The sequence below is a fragment of the Achromobacter sp. 413638 genome (assembly GCF_043119405.1).
Lineage (GTDB): Bacteria > Pseudomonadota > Gammaproteobacteria > Burkholderiales > Burkholderiaceae_B > Achromobacter.
The window spans coordinates 64,879-79,460 of the sequence record NZ_JBICCO010000011.1 but is presented as its reverse complement, the minus strand read 5'-3'; the positions used below and the strand labels follow the sequence as shown (position 1 = coordinate 79,460).

At 67.7% G+C, this 14,582-nt stretch carries 17 protein-coding genes; 12 read left to right on the top strand and 5 right to left on the bottom strand.

Going from position 1 to position 14,582, the window contains the following annotated elements; all coding sequences use genetic code 11:
- Nucleotides 1-69: 69 nt before the first annotated feature.
- The gene (locus ACEU5R_RS07085; protein WP_392409625.1) at nucleotides 70-1,038 is read right to left on the bottom strand and encodes a Bug family tripartite tricarboxylate transporter substrate binding protein; all 969 of its coding nucleotides are present in this window, start codon (nucleotides 1,036-1,038) and stop codon (nucleotides 70-72) included.
- 192 nt (nucleotides 1,039-1,230) lie between these two features.
- Between ACEU5R_RS07085 and ACEU5R_RS07080 the strand changes: the two genes are divergently transcribed.
- The 12 genes from ACEU5R_RS07080 to ACEU5R_RS07025 all read left to right on the top strand — a co-directional run bounded on the left by ACEU5R_RS07080 (nucleotide 1,231) and on the right by ACEU5R_RS07025 (nucleotide 11,352).
- Nucleotides 1,231-2,082 (top strand): IclR family transcriptional regulator, encoded by an 852-nt coding sequence (locus ACEU5R_RS07080; RefSeq protein ID WP_392409624.1) that lies wholly within the window; start codon nucleotides 1,231-1,233, stop codon nucleotides 2,080-2,082.
- A 111-nt stretch (nucleotides 2,083-2,193) separates the two neighbouring features.
- Nucleotides 2,194-2,460: an exodeoxyribonuclease VII small subunit gene (locus ACEU5R_RS07075; RefSeq protein ID WP_103273429.1), complete on the top strand. Its 267-nt coding sequence runs from the start codon at nucleotides 2,194-2,196 to the stop codon at nucleotides 2,458-2,460.
- Nucleotides 2,461-2,467: 7 nt separating this feature from the next.
- Complete coding sequence (locus ACEU5R_RS07070; protein WP_392409621.1) at nucleotides 2,468-3,379, top strand: polyprenyl synthetase family protein; 912 nt, start codon at nucleotides 2,468-2,470, stop codon at nucleotides 3,377-3,379.
- A 66-nt stretch (nucleotides 3,380-3,445) separates the two neighbouring features.
- The gene (gene dxs / locus ACEU5R_RS07065; protein ID WP_392409619.1) at nucleotides 3,446-5,308 is read left to right on the top strand and encodes a 1-deoxy-D-xylulose-5-phosphate synthase; all 1,863 of its coding nucleotides are present in this window, start codon (nucleotides 3,446-3,448) and stop codon (nucleotides 5,306-5,308) included.
- 172 nt (nucleotides 5,309-5,480) lie between these two features.
- Nucleotides 5,481-6,278, top strand: a complete 798-nt coding sequence (gene folE2 / locus ACEU5R_RS07060; protein WP_103273432.1) for a GTP cyclohydrolase FolE2 — start codon at nucleotides 5,481-5,483, stop codon at nucleotides 6,276-6,278.
- Between the two features lie 7 nt (nucleotides 6,279-6,285).
- A complete protein-coding gene (locus ACEU5R_RS07055; protein ID WP_392409617.1) occupies nucleotides 6,286-7,218 on the top strand; it encodes a DUF817 domain-containing protein in 933 nt (310 codons plus the stop codon).
- A gap of 181 nt (nucleotides 7,219-7,399) precedes the next feature.
- On the top strand, nucleotides 7,400-7,774 hold the full coding sequence (gene rpsF, locus ACEU5R_RS07050) for a 30S ribosomal protein S6 (RefSeq protein ID WP_063952835.1): 375 nt from the start codon (nucleotides 7,400-7,402) through the stop codon (nucleotides 7,772-7,774).
- A 49-nt stretch (nucleotides 7,775-7,823) separates the two neighbouring features.
- Nucleotides 7,824-8,147, top strand: coding sequence for a primosomal replication protein N (priB, locus tag ACEU5R_RS07045; RefSeq protein WP_103273434.1), 324 nt, complete (start codon nucleotides 7,824-7,826; stop codon nucleotides 8,145-8,147).
- A gap of 95 nt (nucleotides 8,148-8,242) precedes the next feature.
- The gene (gene rpsR / locus ACEU5R_RS07040; RefSeq protein ID WP_006218308.1) at nucleotides 8,243-8,515 is read left to right on the top strand and encodes a 30S ribosomal protein S18; all 273 of its coding nucleotides are present in this window, start codon (nucleotides 8,243-8,245) and stop codon (nucleotides 8,513-8,515) included.
- A gap of 15 nt (nucleotides 8,516-8,530) precedes the next feature.
- A complete protein-coding gene (gene rplI, locus ACEU5R_RS07035; RefSeq protein ID WP_103273435.1) occupies nucleotides 8,531-8,983 on the top strand; it encodes a 50S ribosomal protein L9 in 453 nt (150 codons plus the stop codon).
- A 150-nt stretch (nucleotides 8,984-9,133) separates the two neighbouring features.
- The gene (locus ACEU5R_RS07030) at nucleotides 9,134-9,973 is read left to right on the top strand and encodes an RIO1 family regulatory kinase/ATPase (RefSeq protein ID WP_103273436.1); all 840 of its coding nucleotides are present in this window, start codon (nucleotides 9,134-9,136) and stop codon (nucleotides 9,971-9,973) included.
- Complete coding sequence (locus ACEU5R_RS07025) at nucleotides 9,970-11,352, top strand: replicative DNA helicase (protein ID WP_103273437.1); 1,383 nt, start codon at nucleotides 9,970-9,972, stop codon at nucleotides 11,350-11,352. Before ACEU5R_RS07030 ends, ACEU5R_RS07025 begins: the two co-directional genes overlap by 4 nt.
- Nucleotides 11,353-11,433: 81 nt before the next feature.
- Here ACEU5R_RS07025 and ACEU5R_RS07020 read toward each other — a convergent pair whose 3' ends face one another.
- The 4 genes from ACEU5R_RS07020 to ACEU5R_RS07005 form a co-directional block, all read right to left on the bottom strand.
- Entirely contained in the window at nucleotides 11,434-12,411 is a 978-nt protein-coding gene (locus tag ACEU5R_RS07020) for a bile acid:sodium symporter family protein (protein ID WP_392409611.1), read from the bottom strand.
- Nucleotides 12,412-12,535: 124 nt separating this feature from the next.
- Nucleotides 12,536-13,516, bottom strand: a complete 981-nt coding sequence (pdxA, locus tag ACEU5R_RS07015) for a 4-hydroxythreonine-4-phosphate dehydrogenase PdxA (RefSeq protein ID WP_392409610.1) — start codon at nucleotides 13,514-13,516, stop codon at nucleotides 12,536-12,538.
- A 57-nt stretch (nucleotides 13,517-13,573) separates the two neighbouring features.
- Entirely contained in the window at nucleotides 13,574-13,894 is a 321-nt protein-coding gene (locus ACEU5R_RS07010; RefSeq protein ID WP_392409609.1) for a hypothetical protein, read from the bottom strand.
- Nucleotides 13,895-13,992: 98 nt separating this feature from the next.
- A complete protein-coding gene (locus tag ACEU5R_RS07005; RefSeq protein WP_103273441.1) occupies nucleotides 13,993-14,451 on the bottom strand; it encodes an Lrp/AsnC family transcriptional regulator in 459 nt (152 codons plus the stop codon).
- Nucleotides 14,452-14,582: the final 131 nt, after the last annotated feature.

Below are 14,582 nucleotides of genomic sequence, written 5' to 3'. Positions count from 1 at the left end.
GCCTACACCCTAGCAGCCGGCGGCGCGCGCGTGCTGTATCGAGGCGTTAGCCCGCGCGTCAGGGTGTTCCTATTGCAGGGCGACGCCGGCCTGCTTGATGAGCTGCGAGACGATGGGCTGCTCGTTGCGGATCTGGGCCTGCAGCTCGGCGGGCGTGCCCGAGCGCGGATCGATGCCCATGCCGAGCAGGCGCTGCTTCACGGCATCGTCCGCCAGCGCGTCCGCCAGCGCCTTGCGCAGCCGTTCCAGCACCGGCTCGGGCGTGCCGCGCGGCGCCACGAAGCTGAACCAGGCCGTCATGTCGAAGCCCTGGTAGCCCTGCTCGGCCAGCGTGGGCAGCGCCGGTTCGGTCGCCAGCCGTCCGGGGCTGGTGATGGCGAAGACCTTGACCTTGCCGGCCGCGGCCTGCGGCATGCCGGTGGCGACCATGTCGAAGAACAGGTCCACGTCGCCGCTGATCAACGCGGGCAGCGCCTGGGTCGCGCCCTTGAACGGCACATGCAGGATGTCGATGCCGGCGCGCTGCTTGAACAGTTCGCCGGCCAGGTGCGACGAGGTGCCGGGGCCGAAGGTGGCGAAGGTCAGCTTGCCCGGGTTCTGCTTGGCGTAGTCGACCAGATCCCTGGTGCTGGCGAAGGGCCGCTTGGGGCTGGACAGCAGCACCAGCGGGCCGACGCCCACCATGCCGATCGGCGCGAAGCCGTCCGGGTCATAGGGCAGTTCCTTGTACAGGTAGCGGTTGGTGACCAGCGTCGAGTTGGTCGCCATCAATATGGTGTAGCCGTCAGGCGCCTCGCGCGACACGAAGGCCGCGCCGATGGAGGTGCCGGCGCCGGCCTTGTTCTCGACGATCATGGGCTGGCCCAGATCCTTGGCCATGCGTTCAGCCAGCACCCGGGTCAACACATCGGTGGCGCCGCCCGCCGGGAACGGCGAGACCACCTTGATCGGACGAGACGGATAGGTGTCGGCCTGCGCGCTCAGCGCGGCCGCGCCGAGCAGGGCGGCGGCAAGCAGTTTGATGCCAGTGCGAATCATGTTTTCCCCATGAAGTCAGTCGGACGGATCCTGGTCGCGAGACCGGGGCGGCGGCCGGACGCTCCGTGGGTCGGGGCGTTGCGGATGGCTTGCCAGATCTTTCGCGCCGTACTAAATTTCGCTTACTGAATTTCGATTAACGGAATTATGTTTTGTTATTCGAAATAAACTATAAAAACGAAGCGCACGAAAATGCAATCCTTTTCTGACCGCAAGCGCATCCCCCATCCCGCGTCCAAGCCCGACGAGAAACTCGCGCTCAGCCAGCCCGCGCGGCGCAAGCGCGCGGCCGTGACGGGCGAGGGCGGGGCCTCGCCGGACTTCATCACCGCGCTGGCGCGCGGGCTGGACGTGCTGCGCTGCTTCCGCCATGGCGTGAACGCGCTGGGCAACCTGGACCTGGCCCGCCTGACCGGCCTGCCCAAGCCCACCATCAGCCGCATCACCTACACGCTGACCGAGCTGGGCTATCTGCGCTATCACCCGGACACCGGCAAGTACTCGCCGGGCTACGGCGTGCTGGCGCTGGGCTACGGCCTGCTGGCCGGGCTCGAGGTGCGCGAACTGGCCAAGGCCTCGATGACCGAGCTGGCCCGTCAGACTGGCGGCGCCGTGGCCCTGGGCGCCTTCGACGGCGACGCCATGACCTACGTCGAGGCCGTCCACGGCTCGTCCGCGCTGTATCTGCGCCTGCCGGTGGGCTACCGCGCCAGCCTGGACAGCGCCATGGGGCGCGCCTACCTCGCCAGCCTGCCGGAAGACGAATGCGCCGCGCTCGCGGCGCGCATGGGCGAGGCCGCCCCCGACGATGCCGTCATCTGCCGCGCGCGCGCCGAGCTGCGCGAGACCGGCTGCTGTTTCGCCATCGGCGAATGGCAGTCGGACATCAACGCGGTGGCGGTGCCGTTCGCCTCGCTCACGGGCGAGGGCGTGTTCGTGATGAGCTGTGGCGGTCCCGCCAGCCTGCTCAGCGAGGCCGAGCTGCGCGGGCGCGTCGCGCAATCGCTGGCCGATGCCGTGGAAGGGCTGGCCGGCGGCGCCTGAGGCGCGCGCGGCCGTCGCCGCGCGGGGCCGGCCCGCAAGCGCTGCGGCCGGCGGTGGGTATCTCGTACAATCCACGGATTGATCCACCCGATTGCGTTCCCGGAGGCCCTTTTGGCCAAACCTTCACAAGCCGATCCGCAGGTCGACGACCGCCCCTTGCCCCAGGATTTCGAAACGGCGCTGGCCGAGCTGGAGTCGCTGGTCGCGGCCATGGAAGACGGCTCGCTGCCGCTGGAGCAGTCGCTGGCGGCCTACCGCCGCGGCGTCGAGCTCACGCGCGTCTGCCAGGACCGCCTGGCGCAGGCCGAGCAGCAGGTGAAAGTGCTGGAGGGCGACTTGCTGCGCCCGCTGGATCCGGCGGCGCTGGACGACGAATAAGACTCGGATGAAGCAGACTCAACTCGCATTTCCGGAATGGCTGCAGGGCCGTGTCCGCCACGTCGAAGACGTCCTGGACGACCTGCTGCCCCCGGCCGACGCGCTGCCCGCGCGCCTGCACGAAGCCATGCGCTACGCCACGCTGGGCGGCGGCAAGCGCGTGCGCGCGGCGCTGGTCTACGCGGCCGGCCAGGCCTGCCCCGTCAGCGGCAGCGTGCTCGCCATCGAGGCCTCGCTGGACCGCGCGGCCGCGGCCGTGGAACTGATCCACGCCTATTCGCTGGTGCACGACGACCTGCCCTGCATGGACGACGACACGCTGCGCCGCGGCCGTCCCACCGCCCACGTGCAGTTCGACGAAGCCACCGCCATGCTGGCCGGCGACGCCCTGCAGCCGCTGGCGTTCGACCTGCTGGCGTCGATGCCGATCGCGCCCGCGCTGATCGTGCAGGCCACGCAGTCGCTGGCGCGCGCCGCCGGCAGCCAGGGCATGGCCGGCGGCCAGGCCATCGACCTGTTCAGCGTCGGCCGTGCGCTGTCGCGCGACGAACTGCAGACCATGCACAGCATGAAGACCGGCGCGATGGTGGCGTGCAGCGTGGCGCTGGGCGGCATCGTGGCCGGCGCCAGCTCGGCCTCGCGCCAGGCGCTGGATGTGTACGCGCAGGCCATGGGCCTGGCCTTCCAGGTGGTGGACGATATCCTGGACGTGACGGCGGACAGCGCCAGCCTGGGCAAGACGCCGGGCAAGGACGCCGCCGAGAACAAGCCCACCTACGTGTCCCTGCTGGGCCTGGACGAGGCGCGCGCCTTCGCCGGGGAACTGCGCTCGACCGCGCTGGCGGCGCTGGAACCGCTGGGCGACGCGGGCTCGCGCCTGGCCCAGCTGGCCGATTTCATCGTACTTCGGGATCGCTGATCCCTGACATGCCCGGCCTGGCTGCAGGCCGGGGCAACGAACCGCAACAACAGCATGACGACAGGCATGACGACAGAACTTCTGGACAGCATCCAATCCCCGGCCGACCTCAGGCGCCTGGACCGCCGCGAGCTGAAACGGCTGGCCGAGGAGCTGCGCGGATTCGTGCTGGAATCGGTCTCCAAGACCGGCGGGCACCTGTCGTCCAACCTGGGCACGGTGGAACTGACGCTGGCCCTGCATCAGGTATTCGACACGCCGCATGACCGCATCGTCTGGGACGTGGGCCATCAGTCCTATCCGCACAAGATCCTGACCGGCCGCCGCGCCGGCATGGCCAAGCTGCGCCAGCTGGGCGGCATCTCCGGCTTTCCCAAGCGCAGCGAATCGGAATACGACGCCTTCGGCACCGCGCACTCGTCCACCTCGATCTCGGCCGCCCTGGGCATGGCGGTGGCCTCGCGCAACGCCGGCGTGCAGCGCCAGCACATCGCCGTGATCGGCGACGGCGCGATGTCCGCCGGCATGGCGTTCGAGGCCATGAACAACGCCGGCGTCACGCCCAATATCAACCTGCTGGTGATCCTGAACGACAACGACATGTCGATCTCGCCGCCGGTGGGGGCGTTGAACCGCTATTTCGCGCGGCTGATGTCGGGCCGCTTCTACGCCGCGGCCAAGAACGTCGGCCGCGCCGTGCTGCAGCACGTGCCGCCGGTGCTGGAGCTGGCGCGCCGCTTCGAGGAACACGCCAAGGGCATGGTCACGCCGGCCACGCTGTTCGAGGAATTCGGCTTCAACTACGTGGGCCCGATCGACGGCCACGACCTGGACGCGCTGGTGCCCACGCTGCAGAACCTGAAGGCGCTGCAAGGCCTGCAGTTCCTGCACGTCGTCACCAAGAAAGGACAGGGCTACAAGCTGGCCGAGGCCGATCCCGTGCTGTACCACGGTCCCGGCAAGTTCGATCCGGCCGTCGGCATCCAGCAGGCCAAGGGTCCGGGCAAGCGCAGCTTCACCCAGGTCTTCGGCCAGTGGCTGTGCGACACGGCCGAGGCAGATTCGCGCCTGGTCGCGATCACGCCCGCCATGCGCGAGGGCAGCGGCCTGGTCGAGTTCGAGCAGCGTTTCCCGCAGCGCTACTTCGACGTGGGCATCGCCGAGCAGCACGCCGTGACCTTCGCCGCCGGCATCGCCTGCGAGGGACAGAAGCCGGTGGTCGCCATCTATTCCACCTTCCTGCAGCGCGGCTACGACCAGCTGATCCACGACGTGGCGCTGCAGAACCTGGACGTCACCTTCGCGCTGGACCGCGCCGGCCTGGTGGGCGCGGACGGCGCCACGCACGCGGGCAACTACGACATCGCCTTCCTGCGCTGCATTCCCAACATGGTGGTGGCCACGCCGTCCGACGAGGCCGAGGCGCGGTTGCTGCTGTCCACCTGTTATCAGCATCCCGGCCCGGCCTCGGTGCGCTACCCGCGCGGCGCCGGCCGTGGCGCGGCCGAGGCGCCCAGCCTGGAGACGGTCGAGCTGGGCCGCGGCGTGGTGCGCCGCGAGGGCCGCAAGATCGCCATCCTGGGCTTCGGCACGCTGCTGCCGGCCGGGCAGGCCGCGGCCGAGGCGCTGGATGCCACGGTGGCCGACATGCGCTTCGTCAAGCCGATCGACCGCGAACTGATCCTGGACCTGGCCAGCCGCCACGACGCCCTGGTCACGCTGGAAGAGGCCTGCATCATGGGCGGCGCCGGCAGCGCCGTGCTGGAAGTGCTGAGCGCGGCGGGCGTGCAGATCCCGGTGTTGCAGCTGGGCCTGCCCGACGAGTTCATCGACCACGGCGAACAATCCGCCCTGCTGGCCGGCGTGGGCCTGGACGCTTCCGGCATCGAGCAGTCGATCCGTACCCGGTTTTCCAGCCTGCTGGGCTGAGGCCGGCAAGGTTGTGCGGTCGGCTGGAACAGTCTGTTCCGGCCCCGCCAACCTATAAAGAGAAGGGTTTTCCCGGGCGCTTGCCGGTGTATGGGCGATAATGGCTCCCTTCCAAAAGACTCCTGGGCCGGGCACGGCAGCGCCGCCCCGCCTCCCAGACAGGTAAGCCGAAATGAATTCTCCGATTGATCCCGCCATCGTGATGCCCGATGTCCAGAGTTCCACGGACACGCGTCACATCCCGATCCAGCGCGTCGGCATCCGCGGCGTGCGCCATCCCATGCTGGTCGAAAGCGCCGACGGTTCGCCCCAGGGCACCGTGGCCAACTGGACCCTCACGGTCGCCCTGCCGCCCGAGGAGAAGGGCACCCACATGTCGCGCTTCGTGGCCCTGCTGGAAAAGTATCGCAGCACGCCCATGACGCCCAAGCTGTTCCGCCAGATGGCGGCCGACATGCTGCCGCTGCTGCACGCCGAACGCGGCGACATCACCGCGGCCTTCCCGTACTTCATCAACAAGTCCGCCCCCATCTCGGGCGTGCAAAGCCTGCTGGACTACGAAGTGCAGTGGATCGCGCGCGCCCAGGGCGACAGCGTTGAATTCGAACTGATCGTGCAGGTGCCGGTCACCAGCCTCTGTCCCTGCTCGAAGGCCATCTCCGAGTACGGCGCGCACAACCAGCGCTCGCACGTCACGGTCTCGGCCATCCTGGGTTCGGACATCAGCATGGACGGCGTCATCCGCCTGATCGAGGATGAAGGCTCCTGCGAGCTGTGGGGCCTGCTCAAGCGCCCGGACGAGAAGTACGTCACCGAACGCGCCTACGACAATCCCAAGTTCGTCGAGGACCTGGTGCGCGACGTGGCCGCCCGCCTGAACGCGCACCCCGGCATCGCCCGCTACCGCGTCGAGGCCGAGAACTTCGAATCCATCCACAACCACTCGGCCTACGCCGTGGTCGAAGGCTGATTCCTCCATGACGCATCCGGCGGCCTCCGACTGGCCGCTCATCGCAGGATTGCAGCAATGGGAAGCGCGGCTGGCCGGGAAACTGGCCGGCCGCGGCCGTTTTGGCGTCGCGCTCTACGAATTCTTGCGCTTCGGCGCGAAGCAGGCCTGGGCCTGCCTGTTCGGCGGCCTGATGTGCGCGCTGCTGCTGGGCACGCACTGGTGGTATCCCAAGGACGCGCTGCTGGCGCGTTACGACTTCCTGACGCTGGCCGCGCTGGGCATCCAGGCCGCGCTGTTGCTGCTGCGCATGGAGACCTGGGCCGAGGCCAAGGTGATCCTGATGTTCCATGCGGTCGGCACCGTCATGGAGATCTTCAAGACCTCGGCCGGCTCCTGGATCTATCCCGAGGCCAATCTGCTGCGCATCGGCGGCGTGCCGCTGTTCACCGGCTTCATGTACGCGGCGGTGGGCAGCTACCTGGCGCGGGTCTGGCGGCTCTTCGATTTCCGCTTCCGCGCCCACCCGCCGCTGGCGGCCACGCTGGCACTGTCGGCGCTGATCTACGCGAATTTCTTCGCGCACCATTTCATCGCCGACTTCCGCCTGCTGCTGTTCGCGATGACGGCGCTCCTGTTCGGCCGCGCCTGGGTCTATTTCCGCATCTGGCGCGAGTACCGCCGCATGCCGCTGCTGCTGGGCTTCGTGCTGGTGGCCTTGTTCATCTGGTTCGCCGAGAACATCGGCACCTTCGCCAACGCCTGGCGCTATCCCAACCAGTCCGGCGGCTGGGAAATGGTGTCCATCGCCAAGCTGGGCTCCTGGTTCCTGCTGATGATCATCAGCTATGTGATGGTCAGCGTGGTGAACCGCCCCGAGGACATTTCGGCCGCCCCTGTTGCCGAAATGCCGCGCGAGGGCGGGGAATCGGGCGGATCTGGCGCGTCCCTTATTTCTTGAGCCGGTCTGGCTTGCGTCTGACAGGCCAATAGGCGATAATCGAGAGCTTTCTTGCTCGACCGCTCATGTTTTTGAGCAGCGGGCTGCCCCTTGCAAGCTTGGCGTTTCACTTTCAAGCGCGTTGAAAAGCGCGCTGAATGGCGAAGCCGGGCGAGCAGGACATCCTCAAGGAGTTTTACTCATGCGTCACTACGAAGTGGTGTTTATCGTTCACCCCGACCAAAGCGAGCAAGTGCCCGCCATGGTCGAGCGTTACCAAGCGCTGGTCACGGGCCAAGGCGGCTCGATCCATCGCCTGGAAGACTGGGGCCGCCGTCAACTGGCCTACCCGATCCAGAAGCTCGTCAAGGCTCACTACGTCTGCCTGAACATCGAGTGCGGCCAAGCCACGCTGGATGAGCTGGAGCACTCGTTCCGCTACAACGACGCCGTGCTGCGCCACCTGGTCATCAAGACCAAGAAGGCCCAGACCACCCCCTCGATCATGATGAAGTCGGTCGAGCGCGAGGAAGCCCGCAAGGCGTCGGCTGAAGCCGCTGCCGCCCAGGCTGAGTAAGCAGGGCTAGCGCGACCGCACCCGCGCAAGTCCGACTGGCACCGGCAGGATGAATAGACTGGAACTCAGCGCCCGCGTTCTCGAATGCGAGCCTTTGCGCCACACTCCCGCTGGATTGCCCGCGCTGGAATTGCTGCTGGCGCACGAGTCCGAAGTGATCGAGGCTGGCCTTCCGCGCCGCGTCGAACTCACGCTTCAGGCCGTTGCGCTGGGCGACCTGGCACTGATGCTCAAGGGCATCGCGCTGGGCACCGAACTGCAGGTAGTGGGCTTTCTGGCCCCGACCCGCAAGGATTCGGTGAAGGTCAAGCTGCATTTGCAGCAGGCGCGCAAGACCGGCGGCAGTGCAGGGCACGATCCGCTGGTGGCATGACGGGACAGGAACGGGGCGCATAGCGCCTTCTGACAAACGGATAGGTTATGGGGCCGACGGCATGGCCAGGCCCCTCAAACATAGAGGTACACATCATGGCTTTCTTCGGAAAACGCAAGGAAAAACGCAAGTTCACGCAGCAGAACCCGCTGTTCAAGCGTCGCAAGTTCTGCCGCTTCACCGCCGCCGGCGTCGAAGAGATCGATTACAAGGATCTGGACACCCTGCGCGACTTCGTGCAAGAAAACGGCAAGATCATCCCGGCTCGTCTGACCGGCACCAAGGCTATCTACCAGCGTCAGCTGGACACCGCCATCAAGCGCGCGCGCTTCCTGGCTCTGTTGCCTTACACCGACAACCACAACTAATCCGGGGCACTGAAAATGCAAGTCATTCTGCTCGAAAAAGTCGTCAACCTGGGTAACCTGGGCGAAGTCGTGCGCGTGCGCGACGGCTATGCCCGCAACTTCCTGATCCCCCAGAAGAAGGCCCGTCGTGCCACCGACGCCGCCCTGAAGGAATTCGAAGCCCGCCGCGCTGAACTGGAAAAGCTGCAAGCCGAGAAGCTGGCCGCTGCCCAAGCCCTGGGCGAGCGCCTGAACGGCTACCAGCTGAAGATCGTCCAGAAGGCTGGCGTCGACGGCCGCCTGTTCGGTTCCGTGACCAACGGCGACATCGCCGAAGGTCTGAAGAAGGCTGACTTCGCGGTCGAAAAGGCCCAGGTTCGCCTGCCCAACGGCCACCTGAAGGCCATCGGCGAGTACCCGATCCAGGTCGCTCTGCACGCCGACGTCGTGTCCGACGTGACCGTTCTGGTCGAGGGCGACCTGTCCTGATTCCAGGACGGCTTCGCTGAAAAAAAAGCCGGCCCGCGCGCCGGCTTTTTTTCTTTTTGCATTTGCATCAAAGCGTGTAGCCTGTCGGGCTTTGGCCGCAGACCGCGCGCATTCCGGCGTTCCCGCCCGCCGTTCCATCTCGAGGATCCATTGACACAGCCGCCCGTTCACCACAACGCGCCGCCCGGCCTGCGCGCCTGGCTAGACAGCGTGGACGCGTCGCGCGAGCCCTCGGTGCGGGAAGTGACCATAGATGGCGTGCGCTGTGTCATCAAGCGGCGTCGGCCCAGCCTGGGCGGCGGCCTGTCATATGCGCTGCGCTACGCGCGCGCCCTGTTCCTGGGCCTGGGCTGCAAGCTGTTCCTGGGCGAGTTTCCCCGCCCCGGCGTGGTGCTTCGGAACGGCCTGGAGCACGAGGCCGAACGGCTGTCGGCGCTGTTGCAGGCCGGCTGCCGCGTGCCGGAAGTCTGGTGGCGGGAGCGGGGCCTGCTGGTGCTGGAATACGTGGGTGAAGACCTGGCGGACCTGATCCGCAACGAGGATTCCACCACGCGCCTGTGGCTGGCTCGCGCCGCCGCGGCGGATCTGGCGGCCTTTCACGCGCGCGGGCTGTGGCACGGCGGCGCGCAGATCCGCAACATTACGCTGCGCGAAGGCGAGCTGTGGCGCATCGACTTCGAAGAGAACATCGGTTCGGCCCTGTCGCGTCCGCTGACCCAGGCTTATGATCTGTTCCAGATGCTGGCCTCGATCACGTCGCTGCGCACGCTGCCCGATGACGTGGGCCGCTCGCTCGGTAAACTGGCGCTGGACGTCTATTTCGAGCATCACCCCGACGCCGAAGTCAAAAAATGCCTGAGGCGGCTGGCGCGCGTGTTGCGCGTCATCGCCGCGCCGCTGCGCCCGCTGCTGGGCCGGCTGCCGTCGCGCGACGTGCAGGGCTTTTTCCGCGTCGCGGATATCTTGCAGCCTTTACTTTTGAAGCCATGACCAATCCTGCCGATTCCCAGCTCGAATACCTGCGCGTTCCCCCCCATTCCATCGAGGCGGAGCAGTCGGTGCTGGGCGGCCTGTTGCTGGACAACAGCGCCTGGGACCGCATCGCCGACGTCCTGATCGAGGAAGACTTCTACCGCCACGACCACCGTCTCATCTGGCATCACATCGCGCGCCTGATCGGCCTGGCCCGTCCGGCCGACGTGATCACGGTGAACGAGTCGCTGGTCAGCGCCGGCAAGGCCGAGGACGCGGGCGGGCTGGCCTACCTGAACGCCCTGGCGCACAACACGCCGTCGGCCGCGAACATCCGCCGCTACGGTGAGATCGTGCGCGAGCGCGCCATGCTGCGCAAGCTGGTGTCGATCGCCGACGAGATCTCGTCGGCGGCCATGAACCCGCAGGGCAAGGAAGCGCGCCAGCTGCTGGACGAAGCCGAATCCAAGGTCTTCCAGATCGCGCAGGAAGGGGCGCGCGGCGCGGCCGGCTTCCAGGAAATCCAGCCGCTGCTGACGCAGGTGGTCGAGCGCATCGACGAGCTCTATCACCGCGAAGGCAGTTCCGACGTGACCGGCGTGCCCACGGGCTTCACCGATCTGGACAAGATGACGTCCGGCATGCAGGGCGGCGACCTGATCATCGTCGCGGGCCGTCCCTCGATGGGCAAGACCTCGTTCTCGATGAACATCGGCGAGCACGTCGCCATCGAGCAGGGCCTGCCCGTGGCGGTGTTCTCCATGGAAATGGGCGCGGTGCAGCTGGCCATGCGTATGCTGGGTTCGGTCGGCCTGCTGGACCAGCACCGCATGCGTACCGGCAAGCTGATCGCCGAGGACTGGCCGCGCGTGACCCACGCGGTGCAGCTGATGCAGGACGCGCAGGTCTACATCGACGAATCGCCCGCGCTCAGCCCCATGGAAGTGCGCGCCCGCGCGCGGCGCCTGGCGCGCCAGTGCGGCCAGCTCGGCCTGATCATCATCGACTACCTGCAGCTGATGTCGGGCAACGGTTCGGGCGAGAACCGGGCCACCGAAGTGTCGGAAATCAGCCGTTCGCTCAAGGGCCTGGCCAAGGAGCTGAACTGCCCGCTGATCGCGCTGTCGCAGCTGAACCGCAGCCTGGAACAACGCCCCAACAAGCGCCCCGTGATGAGCGATCTGCGCGAATCGGGCGCCATCGAACAGGACGCCGACGTGATCCTGTTCATCTACCGCGACGAGGTCTACAACCCCGATTCGCCGGACAAGGGCACGGCCGAGATCATCATCGGCAAGCAGCGTAACGGTCCCATCGGCACCGTGCGCCTGACCTTCCAGGGCTCCAGCACGCGCTTCCTGAACTTCTCCGGCGCGCAGCCGAAGGACATGTACTGAACGCCTCGCGTCAGATCCAGCGCGTCGAAACGAAAAACCACGCCGCGGCGTGGTTTTTTCATTCCAGGGACCGCGCGCCGGTCAGGCCGGGGTGTCAGGCCGCTTGCCGTAGCGCGCGGCCAGCACGCCGCAGACCATCAGCTGGATCTGGTGGAACAGCATCAGCGGCAGCACGATGGCGCCCACCGCATGGCCCGCGAACAGCACCTGGGCCATCGGGATGCCGCTGGCCAGGCTTTTCTTGGAGCCGCAGAAGAGCAGGGTGATGCGGTCTTCGATGTTGAAGCCCAGCGCCTTGCCGGCCAGCGCCGACAGGCCCAGCGCCAGCGCCAGGATCAGCGCGCAGGCCGCCACCAGCCCGGCCAGCGCCGGCAGCGGCGTGCTGCTCCACAGGCCTTCGTTGATGGCTTCGGAGAAGGCGGTGTACACCACCAGCAGGATCGAGCCCTGGTCCACGAACTTCAGCATGGCCTTGCGCCGGTGCACCCAGGCGCCGATCCAGCGGCGCGCGAACTGGCCCAGCACGAAGGGCAGCAGCAGTTGCAGCATGATCTTGAGCACGGCGTCGAACGAGATCGGCGCGCTGCCGGCGTTGGCCACCACCGTGCCCACCAGCAGCGGCGTGAGGAAGATGCCGAGCAGGCTCGATGCCGACGCGCTGCACACGGCCGCCGGCACGTTGCCGCGCGCCATGGATGTGAACGCGATCGCCGATTGCACCGTGGCGGGCAGGCAGCACAGGAACAGGATGCCCAGGTACAGCTCGGGCGTGACCAGCGGCTCCAACACCGGCTTGAGCGCCAGGCCCAGCAGCGGAAACATCAGGAACGTGGCCGAGAAGATGGTCAGGTGCAGCTTCCAGTGCGTCAGCCCGGCGATGACGGCCTCGCGCGACAGGCGCGCGCCATGCAGGAAGAACAGCAGGCCGACCGCGATATTGGTGATCCAGCCGAACACGGCCACGCCCTTGCCGTGCGCGGGCACGATGCTGGCGATGATGACGGTGCAGATCAGGTAGAGGGTGAAGCGGTCGGGCAGGAGGCGTGCGAGGCGTTGCATGGGGACGTGACGGGGGAAAAAGGCCGGCGGCCACAGGGGCCGCCGCGAGGTCCGTATTGTAGTCCCGCAAGGCGGGGTGTCGCCGGCGCCGACCCCGCCGGTGTCCACGGGGCGAGGCGCGCCGCTATGGCGTCATCGCCAGCGCCAGGTCGAAGGCGGCGACCAGCGAGGCGTGGTCGGCCACGCCCTTGCCGGCGATGTCGAATGCCGTGCCATGGTCCACGCTGGTGCGCACGAAGGGCAGACCCACCGTGACGTTGACGCCATGGTCCAGGCCCAGGTACTTCACGGGGATCAGGCCCTGGTCGTGGTATTGCGCCACCACGATGTCGAATTCGCCGCGCCGTGCGCGCATGAAGATGGTGTCGCCCGGCCAGGGGCCGCTGGCGTTGATGCCCTCGGCGCGGGCCTGGGCGATGGCCGGCTCGATGACCTCGATTTCCTCGCGGCCGAACTTGCCGCCTTCGCCGGCGTGCGGATTCAGGCCCGCGACCGCCACGCGCGGCCGCGCGATGCCCATCTGGCGACAGGCCCGGTCGGCCAGGCGCAGCGCGCTCAGCTCGGCCTGCGGCGTGATGCGCGCGATGACGTCGGCCAGCGCCACGTGGATGGTCACCAGCAGCACGCGCAGCTCGTCATTGGCGAGCATCATGGCGAAGTCCGTCGTGCCGGAGCGTTCGGCCAGGATCTCGGTATGGCCGGGATAGTCGATGCCGGCCAGGTGCATGGAATGCTTGTTCAGCGGCGCGGTGACGATGGCGCGGATGGCGCCCGCCTGGGCGTCGTCGATGGCGGCGCAGACGTAGTCGTAGGCGCCGCGTCCGGCCAGGGCGCTGAGTTGCCCCGGCGGCAGGTCGGCGGGCAGGGCGGGACCGCGGCCGATGACCTCGATCAGGCCGGCGCGCAGGCTGGCCTGGGCGGGCGTGGCGATCTCGACCACGTCCAGGCGCGCGCCCAGCGCGGCGGCCGCGCGGCGCAGCGCGCCGGCGTCGCCGTACACCACATGCGGCGCGCGCAGGCCCTGCGCACAGGCTTGGACGACGATTTCAGGGCCGATGCCGGCGGCATCGCCCATGGTGATGCCCACGGGCAGCTTGGTGTTCACGATATGCGTAGGGAAAGGCTTGCTTGGGCAAATGCTACACCCGGGAGCGCCGGCGGCTTACTGCTGCGTCTTCCCGTTGCCGTTGTCCTTGGGCTCGACGGCGGCGCATTCGAAGGTCACGGTCGCGCGTTTGGGCGTCAGGCCGGTGGCGCTGTTGGATGTAATCTTGGGCTTGACCAGCTTGCTGTTGATCGACTGGCAGTATTCATCGGCGCGCTGCAGGGTCTGGTTCTTCAGCTCGACCCAGGTCAGCCAGCGCGCGCCCGCGCTGTTGGTGACGCTGTAGGTGTGCTTGTCGACCTGCGTCACTTCGCTCATGCCCGCGCAGGCGGACAGCAGGACGAGCAGGGCGGCGGCGGGGGCGAGGCGTGCGAGCATGGGGATGAAATGTCCGGTTGGGAATGTTTGCCAGATTACAACACGGCGCGGGTCGCGCCGCGCGGGGTCCGGCGCGGCCAATGACCGCGTTGACGGCCTCAGGGCGCGGCCACGGCGCTGCGGCGGTCGACCTTGCGACTCAGCACGATGGACGTCTGCGTCTGCTTGACGCCGTCGATCAGGCCGATGCGGTCCAGCAGCGCGTCGAGCTGCTCATGCGTTTCGCAGCGCAGGAAGATCAGGTAGTCGTAGGGTCCGCTGACCGAGGATACTTCCTCGACCTCGGGCATGCGCTCCAGCTCGCGGATCACGGCGGCGGGCGTCTTGGGCAGCACGCTGATGAAGCAGTAGGCGCGCACCGCGGCTTCTTCGAGCAGGCGGCCCAGCCGCACGCCGTATCCCGCGACCACATGCTCGCGTTCCAGCCGCGCGATGCGTGCCACCACGGTGGTGCGGGCCAGCCCGAGCTTGCGCGCGAGGATCGCGGCGGGTTCGCGCGCGTTGGCCTGCAGCAGGCTGAGCAGTTGCCGGTCTATGGCGTCGAGTCGTTCGTTCATGCGCGGAAACGTCGCTGGCGGCCGGCCGGTGCCGGGCGGAGTGACGAACTTACAGGGCGGGCCAGCGCGCGTCAATGCGCCTGGCGCGGCTGCGATCCCGATCGTCCGGGCGCGTCCGGGCGGGCCCAGGC